Below are 18,972 nucleotides of genomic sequence, written 5' to 3'. Positions count from 1 at the left end.
TCGCTAATGCACAACCGAATGTGTAAGGTTGAAGTGACGTCAGATGATGTCCGTCAATCCAGACAGGAGCATGAGCATGACCAGTGACCGATCTGCCCGACAAGGCGCATCGTCGGCCCTGCACGCCCGACGGGTTCGCTTCGCGCTGCCCTCAGGCACTCATCGCCAGCACTTCGTCAACGGCGACCTGGTGATGAGCCATTTCATCGCAGTGCTTTCGGCGACCTTCCCCGAGGGGGAGGATTTCTTCATCCGGTCAGTGCGCACCTATCGTGACGAGGTGAGCGACCCCGAACTTAAAGCGGCGATCAAGGGGTTCATTGCGCAGGAGGCCACCCATCGACACCAGCATCGGCTCCTCAACGAGCGGTTGCAGGCGATGGGCTACCCAACCGAGCGGATCGAGCGTCACATCATCCGGTTGATCAACCTGCTGGAGCACCGCTTCTCAGACAAGATGCGCCTCGCTGTCACGGCTGCGTTCGAGCATTACACGGCGACCCTTGCTGAGATCATTTTGACCAGCGACGAGGCCCAAGAGCTGATCGGCGATACCGAGGTCCGTCCCATTCTGCTCTGGCACGCTTTCGAAGAGTCTGAACACAAGGCCGTTGCTTTCGACGTTTACCGAGAGGTCGGCGGAACCGAGCGCACCCGAGTCCGTGCGATGCGGATCGCTTCGCTGATCTTCTTCGCCGAAGTGATCTTCCAGACCAGCTGGTCGCTGGCCGGCGACCGCGCGGCCTACAATCCGCTTCGGCTGCTGCGCAGCCTCAACGGCCTGCGCCGTTCACCCATGTTCAGCCGGGAAGCGCGGCGACGCTTCCTGTCCTACAACCGTTCCGGATTCCACCCCAACGACTGGGACAGCACCGATGTCCTCGAACACTGGGCCAAGGAACTCTTCAACCCCGACGGCACCCAACGATTAGCCATCGACCAGGCCGTTTGATCACCACGGTTGGACGGCGCCCGGTCGGCCAGTGGGCACCTGATCGGGTGGCGTCGTTTCGTGGTCGATCGGCACACGGATGTGGTCCGTGTGTCGATCGACCACACGTGACCGGCGCGGATATGGACCGTCCGCGACTCAACGTGTTGTATTCCGAACGCTCCCGGGGCGTCACCGACGCTCATTCAGATGGGCGGAAACGAGATGCTGTTGGACGATTCCAGTCTGTTCGCCCGCCGAAGGCGGACCGCAGAAGCATCAGTGGAACTTCAGGAATTTCGTGGTCAAATCCACGTCTTCCAGACCCTCTTCCGACTCCTACCCGAGGCGCTAAAGCGGAGCATTCCTTGCCAGCGTGGCGCGGTCGCCCTCGCGACAGTTTGTTGACAATATGCACCAAGGTGTCGAAATATTGTCAGCGCTGCCTTTATTGTAAACGCGACGCTGTAGACCCGCCACCGCCCATGAGGTCGAGGAGCAACCATGGCTAGCGGCCCGCTAGGCGCACCGATCAAAAAGGCGCGCGAACGCCTTTCGTCGGTGATCTTGATTCCCGCGCCTGAACGAGTGGATGACCGCTTCCGTCGCTGGAGTAGGCGCTTCCCGGTCCGTCTACTCGCCACACCGCCCACCGGAAGTAAGTTAAAGCCGGTTCTTGGTGACGCGGGGCTACCACTCGTCGGCCACACCCTCGACTACATCCGGTTCGGATCTAGTCTCAGCCGAGAGCGTTCCCAACGATTTGGTTCGGTCTCCTGGATGGGAGCTTTCGGCACCAAGATGGTGGTCATCGCCGGCCCTCAAGCAACCCAAGAGGCGCTCACGTCCAATGCAAAGGCTTTCTCGCAAGAAGGCTGGGCTTTTCTCATTGACGCCTTCTTCCACCGCGGCCTGATGCTGATGAGCTTCGACGAACACCGAATGCATCGGCGAATAATGCAGGAAGCCTTCACGCGGCCACGACTCGCCGGTTACGTCAAGCAAGTAACACCACGAGTCCGCTCGACGGTATCCACGTGGCCAACCGGATCATCCGTGCGGATGTACCCGCTCCTGAAGAACATGACCCTCGACATCGCCACGGACGTGTTCATGGGCGGTAGGGGCGAAAATACCAGTGACGCCATTAACCAAGCGTTCGTAGCTACCGTACGCGCGGCCAGTTCGCTTGTCCGTGCACCTCTTCCGGGCACACGCTTTCGCGCGGGCGTGCGCGGGCGGCTAGTGCTTGAGCAGTACTTCGCACACCACCTTCCATCCGCTCGAGCAGCTGACAGTAACGACCTATTCTCCGCGCTGTGCCACGCACACGGAGAAAACGGCGAACGCTTCAGCGACGCCGACGTGATCAACCACATGATCTTTCTCATGATGGCTGCCCATGACACATCGACAATCACGACCACAGCAGTGACCTACTACCTTGCCAAACACCCCGACTGGCAGGAACGAGTTCGCGCCGAGATCGACGCCTTCGGCGATCGACCCCCGGAAATCGATGATCTGGATGGGTTCACCGCGCTGGAACTTGTGATCAAAGAATCGATGAGGCTGGTTGCGCCGGTCCCCCTCGTGATGCGAAAGACCGTGGAGGACACCGCGATCGACGGGTTCTTCATTCCATCCGGCACGCTTGCTGCGATCACGCCGGCAGTCAATCACTTCGCACCCGGGGTCTGGACTGATCCCGATCGGTTCGACCCCTCCAGGTTCGAAAGTCCGCGATGCGAGGATCAGACACACCGCTTCGCGTGGCTGCCCTTCGGCGGTGGTGCACACAAATGCATCGGCATGCATTTCGGCAACCTCGAGGTAAAGGCAATCCTTCATGAAATGCTGCGTACGTTCACGTGGAGCCTGCATCCGGACTACAGGGTCCGCTGGGACAATACATCGTTGCCCATCCCGGTAGACGGGCTACCGGTTTCGCTGCGCCGCCGATGACGAACGGCCCAGAGGAGTACCTTGAGTGCAGCAGGGACGATGCATCCGTACCGCAGTGCGCCAACGCATCAGATGCAACGCCGGTGCCGTCTCCAACGACCCGTACCGACGTCGTCGCGGTTGCCGAGCGTGCTTGCTGCCTGCCAACGGCAGTGCTCTTGACCCCGACTGTGCAGCGGCCGAGATTCCGGCGCGACGGGGATTCGCCGACATTCGTAACCACTTGCATACCCACCCCCTGCGTGACCGGACGGTCGGTTGTGATGTGGGGTCGTCTGTCACGGCCGCAGGAAGTGTTCCTCTATGACTACCGGGATAAGGCAACAGCGGCCTTTGATCACGCAAACGGTGGCCGGTTCGGCGTCACGCCAATCGAATCCACGACGCGCAGGAAGCGCTATCTCGCGAACGTGCCGGGGATGGTTCACAGTTTCCTCGGAGTACCGCTTGCGACCGAAGCTCTTTCGAGAATCCTGTTGGCCCACATCCGTCGGCACATTTCGCGCCGCACACGGCCATCTATCACCGTGTCACCCTTACTCCCCGGCATTTTCGCTACCCAGCTCGAAATGAGGATTCCTGAATGAAGAGCACGATGCAAAACGTTCCGCTGACGGTCAGATCTATTGTCAAGCACGCAAGCTCGATCCATCCCGACAGCGAGATCATCACCCCCGCCGACAACGGATACCGGAGAACGACATATGGCCGGCTTGGTCGCCGGGTTAATCAGCTGGCCAATGCTTTGCATGGTCTCGACATCGTCGCGGATGAGCGAGTCGCGACCTTTCAGTGGAACAACCAGGAACATTTGGAAGCCTACTGCGCCGTCCCGTCAATGGGTGCGGTCTTACACACCTTGAACATCCGACTGACACCAGAGCAGCTGGGCTACATCGCCGACCACGCCGACGACAGGGTCGTCATCACCGACGCATCTCTTTCGCCGGTCCTGGCGAAGGCTCTCCCGGCGATGCCATCAGTGCATACCGTGATCGTCGCTGGAAAGGGAGATCTCGGGCCGCTAGAGGCCAGTGGCAAGGTGGTGCTGCGCTATGACGATCTGGTCGCTGCGCAGGACCCGGAGTTCGATTGGCCAGAAGTGGACGAGAGATCCGCGGCCGCGATGTGCTACACCAGCGGCACGACCGGCAACCCGAAAGGCGTTGTCTACAGCCATCGTTCTGTCTATCTGCACTCATTGACTGGATGCACCCCCAATGCCCTATCGATTGGCGAAACCGATCGTGTATTGCCGATCGTGCCGATGTTTCACGCAAATGCCTGGGGCCTGGTCTATTCAGCGTTGATGGCTGGGGCCGACCTGGTACTCCCAGACCGCAACCTGCAGGCCGCACCGTTGGTGGCGATCATCGAGGACACACAGCCGACGATCGCAGGTGCGGTGCCCACCATATGGAATGACGTTTCGCAGTTTCTCGAATCGGAGCCCAGGCACGATATTTCGTCGCTGCGGCTGGTCGCCTGCGGTGGATCAGCCGTACCGCTGTCGCTGATTCGGCAGTTCGAGAACGAGTTCGGTGTGCCCATCGTCCAGGCGTGGGGTATGACAGAGACTTCACCCTTGGCCACAGTGGCGCGACCACGCAGCGGGATCGACGGGCCACAGCGCTGGGAGCAACGCGCCAGCCAGGGCCGCCCAACCTGCGGAGTCGAGATCCGGCTGCGCGACGAGAACGGCAACACCCTGGGCTGGGACGGCCGCTCCGTCGGTGAGATCCAAGCCCGCGGCCCTTGGGTGACCGGCTCGTATTTCGGTGATGACGGCTCCGACAAATTCGACGAAGGCTGGTTATGCACCGGTGACGTGGGCCGCATAGATGCGCACGGTTTCCTCACACTCACCGACCGGGTGAAAGATGTCATCAAGTCCGGCGGAGAATGGATATCGTCGGTGGAGATTGAGAATCTCCTCATCGCCCATTCGGCCGTCCATGAAGCCGCAGTGATCGCTATACCTGACGAGAGGTGGCAGGAAAGACCGCTTGCGCTGATCGTCGCAAAATCACAAGCGAACCCCGATATCGCTGAATTGCAAGCCTTTCTGAACGGCAAAGTCGCCAAATGGTGGGTTCCTGACCACTGGGCCTTCGTAAGCGAGATTCCGCGCACCAGTGTGGGCAAGTACGACAAGAAGCTGCTCCGGGCCCGGCATCACGCCGGCGAATATCAGGTCCACGTCTGCGGATAACCAGGCCGGCAGCCATTACATCCTCCAACGAAAGGAACCTCAATTGATGGTCAAATCCCCTTGGATGACTCCCGAACTCGAGTCGCTTCGCGAGCTAGCGGCCAAGTTCCTGTCAACTGAACTGCAGCCCCACGCGGAACGTTTCGCGGAGCAACACCAGGTGGATCGGTCGCTGTGGAAACGAGCTGGTGAACTCGGCCTCCTGTGCATGTCCATACCCGTCGAATACGGCGGCGGCGGCGGCACGTTCGCGCACGAAGCAGTCCTACTCGAAGAACAAGCCAGAATAGCCGACAGTTCTTGGGGCGCTGGTCTGCACAGTGGCATCGTGGCGCACTACATCCTGCAGTACGCACGCGAAGAGCTGAAGCAGAAGTGGCTACCTCTGATGGCCTCTGGCGACCTGATCGGTGCCATCGCAATGACCGAGCCAGGCACCGGCTCCGATCTGCAGGGCGTCAAGACACGTGCTGTCACCGATGGCGACCAGTACGTCATCTCTGGTTCAAAGACCTTCATCACCAACGGTCAGCAAGCAGACCTGATCGTTGTCGTTGCCAAGACCGATCACACACAGGGGGCCAACGGCATCTCGCTGATCGTCGTCGAAGCTGATAGCCCGGGATTTCGGCGGGGGCGTGTGCTGAGCAAGATCGGCCAAAAAGGGCAGGACACCTCGGAACTTTTCTTCGACGATGTACGCGTGCCGAAGTCACATCTGCTCGGAGATGAGGAGGGTCAGGGCTTCATCCAGCTGATGACTCAGCTGCCCCAGGAACGCCTGATTGTCGCCGTCGGGGCGGTTGCCGCCATGGAATTGGCGGTGCAGCAGACGATAAAGTACACGCGCGAGCGAGAAGCGTTCGGCCGACCAATCTTCGGCTTCCAGAACACAAAGTTCACACTCGCTGAGGCCGCAACCGAGACGCGTATCGCGCGCGTTTTTCTCGATCACTGCATGTGTCTTCACCTGCACGGCGAACTTGACGTGCCAACGGTCGCGATGGCCAAATGGTGGACGACCGAGCGGGCGATGAACGTTCTGGACCAATGCATGCAACTGCATGGCGGATACGGATACATGACCGAATACGCGATCTCGCGCCTCTGGGTCGACCAGCGCGTGCAGAAGATCTACGCGGGAACCAATGAGGTGATGAAGGAAATCATCTCCCGCTCCCTCTGACATGACACCCCGGTCGTCGAGCACACGTCGGGCGCGGTGGGGAAAGGACTCTCAATGAAGATGTCAAGCCGCTGATTTGGTGATCGGGGGTGAATCAGGTTGCCAGGTGCGGTCACGGATGAGCGCGTAGAGGACATTGGTGCGTCGCCGGGCCAGGCAGATGGTGGCGGGGATCGGCCGTTTTCCTTCGTTTCGTTTGCGCTGGTAATAGGCCTTGGAGTGGGGGTCGCATCGGATGGCGGTCAGCGCGGACATGTACATGACCCGGCGCAATCGTCAGCTGTAGCGCTTGGGCGTGTGCAATCGTCCGGTGCGTTTTCCCGAGTCCCGGGAGACCGGAGCCAGACCGGCCCAGGCGGCGAGTTGGTCGGCCAAGCCGATCAACGCTGGGTCACCAACTGCGGCGAGGAATTCGGCGCCGAGCCGGAAACCCATGCCGGGCATGCTGGTGATCACGTCGGCTGCGGGATAGCGGCGAAATCGGTCCTCGATGTCGGTGTCGGTGGACTTGGTGCGGTCATCGAGGGCAACCACCTCCCCAGCCAGTTCGGCGACGAGTCCGGCGGCCACTTCTTCTCCTGGCAGGCGCACCGTCTGCGATTTTGCGGCCGCCACCGCTGCGGCAGCGATCATCGCCGCATTACGTACCCCGGCATCAACGAGCATCTTTGTTATTCGCGAAACACCGCTCTGGCGAATAGCTTTCGGTCGCTGATACCGCGTCAGCAGTACGACCCAGCCGCGGTCCTGGGTCAGTTGCGCGACCCGTTCCAACGCTGGGCATACTGCGGTGAGTTGTTGACGCAGCCGGTTGATTGTGCGGGTACGGTCAGCGACCAGGTCAGCGCGGTGGGCGGTGAGCATGCGCAGTTCGGTGATCAGGTCGTCGTCAGGGTGACCAGTTCACGGATCGGCTGTTCGTCATTGACGAGTCTGCGCGACAACACCACCGCGCCCTTATCGTCGACCACGCAGACCCACTGATGCTCCTTGCCGACATCCACACCAGCCCACAACTGGCCCGTCGTCATCGAACCTCTTTTCACTTGTCTACCAACATGATCCCCACGGACAACCTCGCCAGCATTTCCTTAAACAAGCGATCACATCGCAGATCTCAATCAGCATCACCCGGGCCTGGTGGGCCCTTCCTGGCGGCAGGAAAATCTGATCGTGGTCGCCTTGGTCGACGTCGTGGCCTCTTGGCGCGTTGGAGCCCGGCAATTAGCAGGACGCGGGGATGTTTTACAGGTTCCTGGAAGTGTTGCTTCGAGCACGAGTATCAGACTCTTCGGCTTTTCCCGTCCCCACCGGGCGGCCACGCCCCTGGTAGCGGCGACAGGAAGGTCCCGGTGATGGATGTGCTGCACGAGCGATGCGCGGGCATCGATATCAGTAAGGCAGATGTGAAGGTGTGTGTTCGCACGCCGTCGCGGAACAAGCAGCGTCACAGCGCGGTTCGGACGTTTTCGGCGATGACAGGTGATCTGCTGGCGATGCGGGACTGGCTGATCGCCGAACAGGTGACGGTGGTCGGGATGGAAGCCACCGGGCCGTATTGGAAGCCGGTGTTTTATCTGCTGGAGGACCAGATGCGGTGCTGGCTGCTCAACGCTCAGCACATGAAGGCGGTTCCGGGTCGCAAGACCGATGTGATGGACGCCGAGTGGATCGCCAAGCTGATCGAACACGGTCTGGTGCGGCCCAGCTTCGTGCCGCCACCGCCGATCCGGCGGCTGCAAGATCTGACCCGGTATCGCACCGCGATCGTGCGCGACCGCGGCCGCGAGGCCCAACGACTGCACAACATGCTCGAAGACGCCGGGATCAAGCTCACCTCGGTGGTCTCCGATGTGCTGGGCAAGTCCGGGCGTGCCATGATCGAGGCGCTGATCGCCGGTGAGCGTGACCCCCATGCGCTGGCCGAGCTGGCGTTGGGCCGGTTGCGAGCCAAGAGCGCCACGTTGATCGAGGCGTTGACCGGACGGTTCGAAGAGCACCACGCGTTTCTGGCCCGGACCATGCTCGACCGCATCGACACCGCAACCGCCATGGTGGTTCGCCTCGACGAGCGTATCGCCGCACTGATCGAGCCCTACGGGCGCGAGATCGAGCTGCTGGCCACCATCCCCGGAATCAGCGCGACGACCGCACAGGCGATCCTGGCCGAAATCGGTGCGGACATCACCCAATTCCCTAGTGCCGGGCACCTGGCATCGTGGGCCGGGATCTGCCCGGGCAACCACGAATCGGCCGGCAAGCACACCGCGGGCACCACCCGTCCTGGCGATCCGTGGCTCAAAGGCGTCCTAGGCCAGGCAGCAATCTCAGCTGCCCGCGGTAAGGACACCTACCTAGGCGCCCGCTACCGACGTCTGGTCATCCGCCGCGGACGTGCCAGAGCCCTTGTCGCGCTGCAACATTCCATGCTCATCGCCATCTGGCACATGTTCACCACCGATACGCCCTACCACGACCTGGGCGCCAACTACTTCCTCGACCGCGCCGCCAAGACCACCGCCACCAGAAGACTCATCGGTCAACTCAACCATCTGGGCTACCAAGTCACCCTCAACCCGTTGGGAGCCGCTTGAATCACCAAACAGCCTATTGCACGTCGATTTTCGTATTAGCGGCCCGAGGAAGTAGAGGCAGGCCGGGCGGCCAGTCCTTTCAAGCCGCGCCCACGGGTCGACAACGAATCATGCAGCCTCACCCGACCCACCCGGGTCACAGCACACCGTAACAACACGAAGTAACTGCAACTACGAACTTAAGGACAATCATGACCCGTGCACAAGCGCCCTACCGGCACGAACGGGGCGGCCACTGCGGATCAGGTGCGCTTCGCGACCTCACCGAGTGGGCGGGACTGCGGTGGATTGCCCACCCACCCACCGAGGGACTCGTTTTCGCGCTCAGCGGGGGACTGGATTTCTCATATGTCCGCTCAAATGCATTGCTCCCGCCGATCTACCTGGTTGGCCGAGGGGCTGATCTAGAGGAGAACTTTCTGACCAACCTGGGCGCCCGATTCGAGGTGCGCTCCACCGATGACCCCGATCTGGGCTGGAAGTGGGTTACCGACCAGATCGACCACGGCACGCCGGTGATGGTATGGGCTGATATCGCCGAGCTGCCATACTTGCGGGCACAATTGAGCATGAGCCGTCACGACATCGTCATCGCCGGCTACGACGACGATCAGCAGATCGCCTACGTCGTCGACAACGACCGGGACACAACTTCAGGCCGTTCCTTACGAAAACCTCCGCAGGGCACGATCTTCGACCGGCTTTCCGGTGCCGACACGCCACACCACCTACGCTGTCGATTGGCCCGCTGAGCCACCAAGTCTGGCACCCATCGCTGGAGCGGCTCTGACACGAAGCGCCGAAGCGCTGGCCACCACGATCGAAACCGCACCAATCGCCGTGACGGTGGACGCCGCGGCGCTGGGCAACGACACCGGCGGTGTGAAGGTCTTCGCCGATGACCTAGCAGTGTGGCCCGAGGTATTCGATGACGAGACCCTTGAATCGGCCCTAATCACCCTCAGCGCGCTCATCGAGAAGGCTGGCACAGGTGGCGGACTGTTCCGCAGGCTCCAAGCAGACGGCTTGCAGGAAGTCGCGGACTTACTCGATTGTGACACTGCGGCAGCAGCGGCTGATGCGGCCCGAAATGCCGCACACATGTGGACCGAGGTGGCGGCTGCTGCCTACGACTCCAGTGCGTCAGTCAGGCGTAGGGCGGCGGCAACGGCAGAGATGGCCATAGAGCTTCCTCGTGCCGAAGAGGAGCTCACGGAGGCACTCAGACTGGCCGGTGCAACACTGCTCGACAGCGGTGATGGCGTACGCGGCGGGACCTGATCCTATCGGGTTCACCGACCATGCACCCAGTCGGCGGTGCGGCTCTACTCACCCACCGCTCCTTTCGACACCGGCCACCGTGCGCCTACACGTCATCGGCAAGTGCAATGCCAATTCGCACAGTGTGGTGCCCGTGCAGTATCGTCAGTGGTCCCGTCACGCATTCCACACACGCGGTGCGCTTGAGCTATCACGAACTCGTCTCGCGTGATTGCGCCACAGCACCCGACGGGCAGCGCTGAGAACGTCGGTGATGCCCAAGTGCAGGCACGCTGCATCCACCTACCAAACCATCGGCAGCGACAGAAAACCCCGGATGGGCCCGGATCGCAGCCGGATTGCACTGTCCAAATCTACCTCCCAGTCCGGTACCCGAACGAGAAAGGCGCCCAGTGCGATTCGTGCCTCCATACGTGCGAGCGCGGCCCCCAGACAGAAGTGGATCCCCCGACCGAAAGCGACTTGGTGTTCGGGTCGACGATCGATGCGGAAAGCATCAGGATCTGCGAACACGCGTTCATCACGATTGGCCGACCCGAACAACAGCAGCACCGAATCACCGGTTGCCATTTTCGTGCCGTGCAGCGTGATGTCACAGAGTAGGGTCCGGGCAAGTCCCTGCACAGGAGAGTCATAGCGAAGTAATTCCTCGACAGCGGTGCCGAGCAGCGACGGGTCGGCAGCAAGCCGGTGGCGGCTCTCGGGGTAGTGCGCCAACACCACAATCGCATTGCTGAGCAGATTGGTGGTGGTCTCGTGGCCGGCGATCAATAACAGTAGGCAGAACCCGAGAAGTTCGTCGTCGGTCAGTTGCTTGCCGTCGATCTCGGCCGTAACCAGCGCCGACATCAAATCCTCGCGCGGGACTCGGCGGCGCTCGGCGAGGAAGTCGGCGAAATATGCATACACCGCGGCAGCGGCAGCCAGTCCTGCCCCGGTACCGCTTCGGGCGGGATTCGACTGGATGAGCGCAGTAGACCACTGCCGGAACTGGTCCCGGTCCTCGCGAGGCACGCCGAGCAGATCGGCGATCACCATCGCCGGGAGCACACCGGCGTAATCCTTCACAAAGTCCGCCGATTCAGCGCCCTGGTCGAGCAGCTGGCATAGCCGGTCGGCCAAATCCTCGATTCCATCGCTGAGTGCGGCGATGCGCCGTGAGGTGAACGCCCTGCTCACCAGGGCGCGGAGCTGATCATGGCGAGGAGGATCCATTGTGATCATCATCGGCAGAAACCACTCAACGAAACTCGATCCCGGTGGGGTGGGGAAGATACCGTTCGCCGACGAATGGCTGTGGTGATCCAGCAAGGCGGTCGTGACATCGCGGTGGCGACTGAGCACCCAGCTGTGGGAGTCCTCCGCACGAAACACAGGGGCCTCGTCGCGCAGCAGCCGGTAGGTTGGATAGGGGTCATCGATGATGTCCGCGTCGAACGGATCGTAGCGAAGCTGCGCCTCGGACATCGGCGTCTCCTCCCACGGCACTTGGCAGCGAACTGGGTTCGCAGAGATTCTTGGGTAACTGTGCGGCGCTGAGGGTTCTATCTCCGCGATTACTGCATCACCACCGCCCAGATTGCTGCTCATCAGTTACGTCACACGCGAGGGCGAGAAACTTCGCGCCCTGCCTGGACGATGAGATGTGAGGTTTCTTTGGCGCGCACGGCGCCGACGTCGCGCCCCCGCCGACGGGCAAGCTCCACGCCGATAGCGCGACCGATCCCGCTACCCGTTCCGTTAACCACCGCGCTGGCCATCAGGGTCGGCGCCCTCGCGCGCCGAGAGTCAACAACCTCAGCAGCCCTTGTTCGGCTCCGATGACTTCACCGGGAAGACCTTTGGTGCGGGCACGGGCAGCCGGTGTTGCCAGCCGCAATTGTGGGCGCATGCCACCAGCTTGACCTCATGCTTCGTGTCTTGTCAACACGTTTGAGGAAGGCCGGCGTGGCCGGCCGCGTTGAGTCGCCTCGTCGCATCCTCTGGACCCTGAAATACCCTTGCGTGGTTGACGATTGGTGTGCAGGCTCGGGGCTTTGTTAGTCAGTCTGAATGCACTGCGAAAACTCGGACCACGTAGCAGAATCGGGTCGTGAATCAATTCCGGCACGGATCTAGGCGACGGCGTCCAGGTTTCCACCCGCGATTCGCATAACCACCCGACGTAGCTGCTGGGCGCGCGGCTATCGGGTGGGGGCGCAATGGGTGATGAGTTCGCGGATATTGTGTTCGACGCGTTCAGGTGAGACGCCCACCGACGGTGGGTAGAGCATGATGTGGTCGAGCACCGCTTCGTAGCGGCGGAGCCCCTCGGGGACCTGGCCGGCGTTTCCGGCGACTCCCATTGCATCGATCATGTCACCGGTGACGGCGTCGAACATCGACGGAAAGTCCCTGCGCGCGAACGCTTCTCGAATGACGCGTCCCTGTTCGCCGAACCCGCAGAAATCCAGCAGCGGCTCATACGTCCTGACCGCCGCGTAGAACGCGATCTGCTGAGCGATCTCTGCGGCGCGCCATGTCGATGTCGTCGTGGATCGAGCACATGACCATGGAGATGATCTCGAAGTCCGCGACGTCGCGCCCGGTGTGGGCGGCGCCCTTGGCGACGGCGGGCCGTACGACCTCCTCGACGTAGGCCGTGGTGAACAGCGGATGCCCGGCCACGCCGTCGGCGACCCGGCCGGCGGCCTCGCACATCCGCGCGCGCACTGCGGCGGTCATGATGGGGATCTCGCGCGGGGGAGGTTCTACCGGTCCGCTCGGGACGAGATTCATGCGGTAGAAGCGGCCTTCATGGCGCACGGGGCCCTCGTGGAGGTTCCAGATACGGCGGATGAGCGGCACCAGCTCTTCCATTCTCAGCGCGGGGGCGCTCGTGTCGCCCACGCTGTGCCAGTCGCTCATCGTGCGTGCAGTGCTGTTGCCGATGCCCAGCACAATCCGTCCGATCGACAGCTCGTCGAGATCGCGTGCTTCGGTGGCCAGCACCAGCGGGCTGCGTCCCACGCCGTAGAGGATCGACGACCCGATACGGCAGTTGGCGGTCGCCGACCGCGTGTAGAACTCCGACGCCCACACGGTGTCGAACCCCGGTCGGCGGCCGCTGCAGTCGCCGTCATCGCCGCGAGGTCCGGCGTGAGCACCGAGAGCCCATACGTGCTCACGCCGAGCACCCGACCGCCAGGCCGCTAAATCGCCTGATCGTCAGCAGCATGGAGCGTGTTGACCATGACGAACCCAGCGGGCTTGACGGCCTCCCGGACGGGACCCAGGGCGTGGTCCTCAGTCCTCGACATGAAGGGCAGCGGTCGGGCAACTCGCGACGGCATCCTCGATCAGCGCGCGGTGGCATGCCGCCGGATGCGGGTCGAGGATGTTGAGTTCGCCGGCGTCGTTGATCTCGAAGAATTCCGGGGCCAGGCCCTCGCACGCGCCGATGGACGAACAACGATTACGGTCGACGGTGATCTTCACGGCAGCCTCGCTTCGTGGGGGTGAATTGGACCGGTAGATGGTTCACACCGTGGAAGAAGGTGCTGACGGTGTAGCTGGGCGGTCCGCAGACCTCGATGTCGGGCAAGCGGTGCAGCAGTTCCCGGAACAGCGCGGCGAGCTGTTGGCGGGCAAGTTGATTGCCGAGGCAGTGATGTATTCCTCCGCCGCCGAAACTCACATGCGGGTTCGGGTCGCGTGATAGATCGAACTTCTCCGGATGGGTGAATACGGTTTCATCCCAGTTGGCCGAGCTGTAGAAGAGGATCACCTTGTCGCCCTCGGCGATCTCCTGGCCACCCAGTAGGCAGTCACGGGCACTGGTACGGCGAAACGTCATGATCGGCGTGGCCCAGCGCACGAACTCCTCGACGGCTCCCGCGATCCGCCCCTCGAAGTCCTCCATCAACCACGCGCGTTGACCTGGGAAATCGGTGAGCGCCTTCATCGCGTGGCTGGTGCTCTGCCGGGTGGTGTCGTTGCCGGCGATATTCAGCAGCCCGAAGAAGGAGACAATCTCGTCGTCGGTGAGCTTCTCGCCGTCGACCTGGGCATGCACGAGGCTGGTCATCAAGTCGTTCCCCGGTGCGGCGCGGCGGGCCGCAATGATCTCCTGCGCGGCCTCACGCAGGAACGCCATCGACTGGAAGAGCCGGGGAAGAACCTCGTTGTCGCCCATGACCTCCGGGTCACTCCACCCGCCGGCGAAGCGGGACTCCGCGGCGAGGTCGCGACGCATCGATTCGGGTACACCCATCATGTCGAAGATGTTGTGCATGGGAAGCAGCGCCGCGCATTCGTCCACGAAATCCGCCTGCCCGCGGGGCGCCAGGTCGTCGACGACACGTTTGGCGTTCGCGTGGATCTGGTCGCTGATACGCCGCATCTGCTTGGGCGTGAAGGCAGAGGCCAGCAGTCGTCGGATCTTGGTGTGGCGTGGCGGATCCATCGCGATGAACCCCTGAGCGCTGTCGAGCAACTCCTGGGGAATCGATTCCATGACGATGCCCTGCCCGGAAACGAAGTCGTCATGGCGCCTGGTCGCCTCGACGAGCAGCGGGTGGGTCACCACCGCCCAGAACCCACGATCGTTCTCGTCGTCGATCATCGTGTGCTCGACGCGGGGGTGCCAACTGACGGGAGCGCGCCGGCGCAACTCGGCGTATGTGTGCTCACGGTCTGCGGCGGTGCCTGCCCAGAACGCCGTCGAGGAGAGATCGACGGAGTCGTAGGCCCGGGTGGCCGAGGCCTCGGGATCTACCGATTCGTCGACAGTCATGCCTGCTCCTAAAAGTTGCGCTGGCTGGCTACACTCGATTCTTTACACTCGCCACCAATTAGTCAATATCAGAACAAAAGACCTTTTCTGTTAATCGACCGGGGCCGCGGCGGCATCGACTCCCAGGTAGCGCAGCGCCACCCGCGAGATACGGCTGCCGGTCGTCTTCGCGTCTGCGGCGGGAAGCACCACGTGGCTGACCGTGAGCCTTACCAGGGCATCGACCATGTCGGTGACATCGCCTGTCTCGAGGTCGGGGAAGTGTTCGCTGAACCACTTCACCAGGGCCGCCGAGCACAACTCCAAGAGCGACGCCGACGTCGGCAACAGCGGCAACACACCGGTGGCCGCGACATCGTCGGTGGACCGGTTCGACGTCAACACCGCCTTGAGAAGGGGGCTGGCCTCGGCCTCTTCCAGGGTGTAGCGCACCGCGGCAGTGATGCCGGCGCCAACGTCGCCGATGTATTCATCCAGCACGGCGCGGATGCCGTCGAGGAAGCGTTCGCCTTCCCGCACGACCAGCGCGTCGCCGAGCCCCTGCTTGTCGACGAACTCCTTGTACAGGGTCGGACGTGACACACCGACCAGTTCGGCGATCTCGCTCATGCGCACGCGTTCCCAGCCCTTCTCGATGGTCAGCGCGCGCGCGGCGATCAGCACCTGTTCGCGCATGTGTCGGCGGAAGGACATGCGAAGCGATTCACTCGACATGATGAGCAGGATAGGCGCCGGTGATGTCCGGTCAGGCGCCTCGCACGGAATCAGATAGTGCGGTCGAGGAACTCGATGACCGCTTCGGTGAACGCATCGTTGTTGTCGCCGGCGACCATATGTCCGGTTCCGCCCACGTTGACGATTTCGGCGTGCGGGACCAACTCGAGGAATTCCTCCACACTCTCCTGGGAGACGACATCCGACAGTGCGCCGCGAACCAGCAGTGCCGGCGCGGTGATGCCGCGGGCACCTTCGACGAGCAATTCGCCGATGGCGTCGAATTCCTCAGTACCGTTCGCCGAATCCTGCTGCAGGAAAGCGAAATTGGAGTTGACGAACGCCGGATCCCAGCGCCAGATCCAGCGGCCGTCACTTCGCCGCTGCAGAACCTTGTGCAGGCCCTCCACATTGTCGGGCCGGGCACGATGCGGGTTATAGCCGGCGATCACGTCGGCGGCGTGGTCGAGCGTAGGGAACCCGTCGGGGTGCGCGGCCATGAACGACACGACGCGGCGTGCCCCGCGAAGTTCCATTCGTGGCGTGATGTCCACCAGCACGATCGCCTTCCACAGATCGGGCGATGCGAGAAGGTGCGTGCCCAGAATCGTCATGCCGCCCAGAGACGCTCCCACGACCGCAATCGGAGCGTCAGGACTGACGTGTGCCCGCACCGAGATCAGATCAGATGCCAGCTGATCGACGTGGTATCGCCCATCGCTGTCCCAGTCACTGTCGCCGTGGCCGCGCGCGTCATAGGCGACGACGTGGTAGCCATGCGCGTGTAATCGGCGCGCCGTGGCCGCCCACGCGTGACGATTTTGACCACCGCCATGCAGCAGGACGACCGCAGGACGGTCGGAGTCGTGGCAATAGCAGTCCGCCGCCAGGGTGATGCCGTCCGCGGCGCGGATACGCTCCTGGATGACGCTCATCGGCTGCTATCACCACCGCCGACACCAGCGCACGGAGCCGCCGCCGTCATGACCCAGCCGCCTTGGCAGACACGATGGTCACGCTGCCTTGGGCCGCGCAGACAGGCACGCCGTGGTTGCTGATATCGATCCGTGCCACACCGGTGCGCCTGCCCAGCGAAACGATGTCGGCCACGGCGACGCAGACCCCGCTTGACACCGGGCGCAGCAGGTTCACCTTGAACTCCGTGGTCGCCACCCATGACCCCGATGGAATAACCGGATAGAACAGCACGCCCAGGCAGTGATCCACCATCGCCGACAGGCATCCGCCATGAAGGTTGCCAAATGGTGTCAGCAGATCCGGGCGGGCGTCCATCTCGGCGATCAACCGGCCCGCGACGAGCTCGGTGTGGCGGAACCCGAGGTAGGTCGTGAGTCCGCCCGCGCTCGCCGCTTCATCGAGCAGCGTCTCGGCGATTCGTTCATCGAATTGAAAAGAGTCCACTCCCACCCCCGGAGCATTCGTGTCGGCCATGTTTGAGACATTACTCCTCACATGTTGCATCGATACAGGGCCCAATCGGGGCCAGTATCGGCGGGAGCAGAAAACTTCGCAGGAAGGCCTTCAGCCCGTCGGGGCTGCGCCGCCGGGGACCTTGAACCGAGAGCAGGCTCAAGATGATCCGCAAAATCCACTCCGCGGCGTCGTCCACGGAAACCCCCGGCTCCAACTGGTCCCAGTACGCGGCGAACACAGGCCGCAAAAAGGCCGTGACAATTTCGAACAACGAAACCGAGGTGTCCCGGGGTAGGCCGACACTGGCGAGATCGTCACCGCTGCCAAACACCAGACCGATCGTCGGCTCACGGTTGGCAGCGCGGACTGTCACTTCCACGAATTCCACAACAGCAGAGCCCAAGTCGGGTTGTCCGACGATGCGGCCACGCACGCGCTCGAGATAGCGTTCGGTCACTCTGAGGATGACGCCCGCCACGACGGCCTCCCGACTGGAAAAGTAGCGGTACACAGTGGCCCGAGAGACGCCGGCCTGGCTTGCGATGTCCTCCATGGTCGCCCCCGGCAACCCCTTGTGCTCAAAGCATGCCTCGGCGGCATCGAGCAGGAGGTCTCGAGCCGAGTCGCGATCCACCGGCGGCGCGCTGCCCCACCGCAACGATTTCTTCCTCACGTGGCTCAGTATGCGTGTCCGATCACCGGGCACTCGCCAATCTGAACGTTGCCCCCTCCAGCCCGACATGACACTAGCGAGAGTATGTCGCTTTCATGTGGCATCCCGAACATGGCCGGGTTTCCGCGCCCGATCCGCGACCGCGGTCGCCATCTGATCGTGTGTAGCGACAAGATCGGTGTGGCGACATTAGGCCCACGGGAACCGGATTGGGATGCTCGACCTCGCAGAAGCCCGCCTGCGCGCGGCTCGATCGGGAATCCCAGAAGGGATGGCCGCGCTGTCGGTGTTTCGGATCGCGCTGCACCAGCCGGGCGTGGCGGCGGCACTATACATTAAGCGAACGCCTTCGTCGACAAATGTGCGAATCGAACCCTTGCGTCCGGGATGCGGCCGACGGTAGCGTACGCAGCGTGGGGTACCAGAGGTACTAGCTACTGTTTGTTCGGCAATGATCCTATGCACCGGTGGACAGGGCGTCCTGGTCGATCGTCTGAGGGGTCGATCGACAGACGAAGAGCGGCAATGCCAATGGCAGCGAAGGCGCCTGTCGCGAAGACCAAGCAACCAAGATCGGCGTCCCCGAAGACTCGCCGGATACGGTTTCAATTCGGTGAGCCGGAACCCGGGCATCAATCGGCGCATGACGCAGCCGTTTTCCTTGAAGAGGCTAGAAAAGCTCGGGTCTCGCCTGGTCGACATATTCGGCGCGTCACGCCCGCCCGGCCGGGATGATCGCGGGGCAGACCCCGACGTCGCCCCCGTCGCGACGCGGCGATAGGCCGGCATGCCCCCCACCCGCGACTACCAGCCGCTCAACAACACCTCCTATGTTGAGCGCTCGCGCAGGTGCTCGCGACTTCCAGGCGACGATCCTCGCGCGAGACCACCAAATGCTGGACAAGGTGCCAATGGTTGGTGCCGGGGCGGTGACCTGCGGAGCAGGCGCTCGACCGTGGCTGCCAGCCTATGCGACGAACTCGTGAAATGGCGTACAGCGTGGTGCGGGCGACCTTGAAGCGTTTGGTGGCTGCCTCGATGGTGACGGCTCCGACCCCTGCGGCGCTAAGAAGGATCGCATCCGCACCCAGCAATCGGTGCGCGACCGGATTCGCCTCGGGGGCAATGTCGCCGCCATCATTTTTTACCTCGCGGTCGATCCTCAGGCGATGTCGCCCGGGTTCTGGAGCAGTTGTGGTACTACAGTA

13 protein-coding genes and 4 pseudogenes are annotated in these 18,972 nt (G+C 62.6%); 8 read left to right on the top strand and 9 right to left on the bottom strand.

Annotation, left to right across the window (positions count from 1 at the left end; translation table 11 throughout):
- The first annotated feature begins 76 nt into the window (after positions 1 to 76).
- From M1248_RS15490 to M1248_RS15470, 5 genes are all read left to right on the top strand, one after another.
- Positions 77 to 952 (top strand): metal-dependent hydrolase, encoded by an 876-nt coding sequence (locus M1248_RS15490; RefSeq protein ID WP_317148949.1) that lies wholly within the window; start codon positions 77 to 79, stop codon positions 950 to 952.
- Between the two features lie 189 nt (positions 953 to 1,141).
- Positions 1,142 to 1,339, top strand: a complete 198-nt coding sequence (locus M1248_RS15485; protein WP_317148948.1) for a hypothetical protein — start codon at positions 1,142 to 1,144, stop codon at positions 1,337 to 1,339.
- Between the two features lie 96 nt (positions 1,340 to 1,435).
- On the top strand, positions 1,436 to 2,896 hold the full coding sequence (locus tag M1248_RS15480) for a cytochrome P450 (RefSeq protein WP_317148947.1): 1,461 nt from the start codon (positions 1,436 to 1,438) through the stop codon (positions 2,894 to 2,896).
- A gap of 583 nt (positions 2,897 to 3,479) precedes the next feature.
- A complete protein-coding gene (locus tag M1248_RS15475) occupies positions 3,480 to 5,108 on the top strand; it encodes a fatty acid--CoA ligase (RefSeq protein WP_410506672.1) in 1,629 nt (542 codons plus the stop codon).
- A gap of 64 nt (positions 5,109 to 5,172) precedes the next feature.
- Entirely contained in the window at positions 5,173 to 6,294 is a 1,122-nt protein-coding gene (locus tag M1248_RS15470) for an acyl-CoA dehydrogenase family protein (RefSeq protein ID WP_317148946.1), read from the top strand.
- A gap of 63 nt (positions 6,295 to 6,357) precedes the next feature.
- Here M1248_RS15470 and M1248_RS15465 read toward each other — a convergent pair.
- A pseudogene (locus tag M1248_RS15465) lies at positions 6,358 to 7,325 on the bottom strand (IS110 family transposase).
- A 324-nt stretch (positions 7,326 to 7,649) separates the two neighbouring features.
- On the opposite strand from M1248_RS15465, the gene M1248_RS15460 reads away from it, so the two are divergent.
- Both M1248_RS15460 and M1248_RS15455 read left to right on the top strand, forming a co-directional pair.
- A complete protein-coding gene (locus M1248_RS15460; protein WP_317148945.1) occupies positions 7,650 to 8,888 on the top strand; it encodes an IS110 family transposase in 1,239 nt (412 codons plus the stop codon).
- 191 nt (positions 8,889 to 9,079) lie between these two features.
- Positions 9,080 to 10,169 (top strand): annotated as a pseudogene (locus M1248_RS15455) (BtrH N-terminal domain-containing protein).
- Between the two features lie 282 nt (positions 10,170 to 10,451).
- Here M1248_RS15455 and M1248_RS15450 read toward each other — a convergent pair.
- The 8 genes and pseudogenes from M1248_RS15450 to M1248_RS15415 all read right to left on the bottom strand — a co-directional run bounded on the left by M1248_RS15450 (position 10,452) and on the right by M1248_RS15415 (position 17,764).
- Positions 10,452 to 11,636 carry a cytochrome P450 gene (locus tag M1248_RS15450; RefSeq protein ID WP_317148944.1) on the bottom strand — a complete coding sequence of 395 codons (1,185 nt, stop codon included), beginning with the start codon at positions 11,634 to 11,636 and terminating at the stop codon, positions 10,452 to 10,454.
- Between the two features lie 716 nt (positions 11,637 to 12,352).
- Positions 12,353 to 13,336, bottom strand: a pseudogene (locus tag M1248_RS15445) (LLM class flavin-dependent oxidoreductase).
- 118 nt (positions 13,337 to 13,454) lie between these two features.
- Positions 13,455 to 13,646 (bottom strand): ferredoxin, encoded by a 192-nt coding sequence (locus tag M1248_RS15440; protein WP_317148943.1) that lies wholly within the window; start codon positions 13,644 to 13,646, stop codon positions 13,455 to 13,457.
- The gene (locus tag M1248_RS15435; protein ID WP_317148942.1) at positions 13,624 to 14,943 is read right to left on the bottom strand and encodes a cytochrome P450; all 1,320 of its coding nucleotides are present in this window, start codon (positions 14,941 to 14,943) and stop codon (positions 13,624 to 13,626) included. Before M1248_RS15435 ends, M1248_RS15440 begins: the two co-directional genes overlap by 23 nt.
- 90 nt (positions 14,944 to 15,033) lie before the next feature.
- A complete protein-coding gene (locus tag M1248_RS15430; RefSeq protein ID WP_317148971.1) occupies positions 15,034 to 15,618 on the bottom strand; it encodes a TetR/AcrR family transcriptional regulator in 585 nt (194 codons plus the stop codon).
- A gap of 89 nt (positions 15,619 to 15,707) precedes the next feature.
- On the bottom strand, positions 15,708 to 16,592 hold the full coding sequence (locus M1248_RS15425; protein ID WP_317148941.1) for an alpha/beta hydrolase: 885 nt from the start codon (positions 16,590 to 16,592) through the stop codon (positions 15,708 to 15,710).
- Positions 16,593 to 16,638: 46 nt separating this feature from the next.
- Complete coding sequence (locus M1248_RS15420; protein WP_317148940.1) at positions 16,639 to 17,109, bottom strand: PaaI family thioesterase; 471 nt, start codon at positions 17,107 to 17,109, stop codon at positions 16,639 to 16,641.
- Positions 17,110 to 17,119: 10 nt separating this feature from the next.
- The gene (locus tag M1248_RS15415) at positions 17,120 to 17,764 is read right to left on the bottom strand and encodes a TetR/AcrR family transcriptional regulator (protein ID WP_317148939.1); all 645 of its coding nucleotides are present in this window, start codon (positions 17,762 to 17,764) and stop codon (positions 17,120 to 17,122) included.
- Positions 17,765 to 17,978: 214 nt separating this feature from the next.
- On the opposite strand from M1248_RS15415, the pseudogene M1248_RS15410 reads away from it, so the two are divergent.
- Positions 17,979 to 18,098 (top strand): annotated as a pseudogene (locus M1248_RS15410) (carboxymuconolactone decarboxylase family protein); the annotation flags it as partial.
- Positions 18,099 to 18,972 lie beyond the last annotated feature (874 nt).

This window comes from Mycobacterium sp. 29Ha (assembly GCF_032883055.1).
In the GTDB taxonomy this organism is placed as follows: Bacteria; Actinomycetota; Actinomycetes; order Mycobacteriales; family Mycobacteriaceae; genus Mycobacterium; species Mycobacterium gallinarum.
Note: the sequence above shows the minus strand (reverse complement) of the source record. Positions and strands in the feature narration are given on the sequence as shown.